The 1014-nt window shown below is 47.3% G+C and carries 2 protein-coding genes; one reads left to right on the forward strand and one right to left on the reverse strand.

Annotated elements, in window-relative coordinates:
* The coding region (locus A3750_RS23245) for a hypothetical protein (protein WP_156498882.1) at positions 1-332 on the reverse strand (332 nt) is incomplete at its 3' end.
* Positions 333-634: 302 nt separating this feature from the next.
* Between A3750_RS23245 and A3750_RS23250 the strand changes: the two genes are divergently transcribed.
* The coding region (locus tag A3750_RS23250; RefSeq protein ID WP_197475266.1) for a cytochrome c peroxidase at positions 635-1014 on the forward strand (380 nt) is incomplete at its 3' end.

Below are 1014 nucleotides of genomic sequence, written 5' to 3' on the forward strand. Positions count from 1 at the left end.
TAGCCAATGGCGCCTTTCGTGGAGGAAATCACCTCCAGCATTTCCTGCTCGCTATTTAGTTCGATGGGGGCTTCTCCGGTTCCGGAGTAGACTAGGCGGTGCCAGATAGATTGCAGTTGTCTGGGAAAGACACCCAGCACTTGCTTACAAAACTCACGATGGGAGTCTTGTTCTGGCGTTAGCACGTAGACTTGAATAGGTTGACCGTCCGACCATAGACGCTTTTTCATTGTATAGATTGCTCTTAATTCCTTGAGCTGCAACTCGCTTCTGTCTACCGCTGCATTCGTGATGACGGTGATGCTCTGTGCTGGAAATGCCATTGCCATCATGGACAATAAACTGCATACAAGCACGAAAGCGCGGCACCGTCGGTGATCATTAGTACTTCGCACGGTAGTTGTCGTTTTCTTATTTATTTTTTGGATACTCTCTTTTTACTATAGCAAGGGTGCGCCATCTGGCGTGGTCTTGTACAAGAAAACACAAACTGTTGCGATTGTTACGTAAGCGAGCAATCACAGCGTTCGTTGAGACGATCTTAATTTGGCGAATTACCCCTTTAAAAATAAGGTTTTATGGCCTGTTCATTCGCTAGTTTGTTTTTTATATCGGCATAGCGTAAGGCACTTCCTTGACTATACTTCGAGCACGTTTTGTTATGGGTATGGTGGTGTACATCGAAATGTCAGTGTGCGGTTTAAGCAGGTTGTTGAGGTTGGTTAGTTTGAAGCGGTCGTTAAATACGCTTCGCTTGATTTTGCTGGCGCTCAGTATGCAGCTTGGTGCCTGTAGCGATGCACATGACGGACAGGTTAGCCATGCGTTGTCGACAGATTCGGTTAAATTGCTTGCGCAGCATGAGAGTGCGGCGACCGAAGATTACGCAGAGTTTCGAATACTTACGCCATCGAGTTCAGTCCAAAAATCCGCAGAACTAATCTCGCTAGGGGAGCGGCTCTTTCACGATGCCCGTCTAAGCGGCAGCATGGACGTTAGTTGCGCTTCTTGTCA

This window comes from Oleiphilus sp. HI0079 (genome assembly GCF_001635105.1).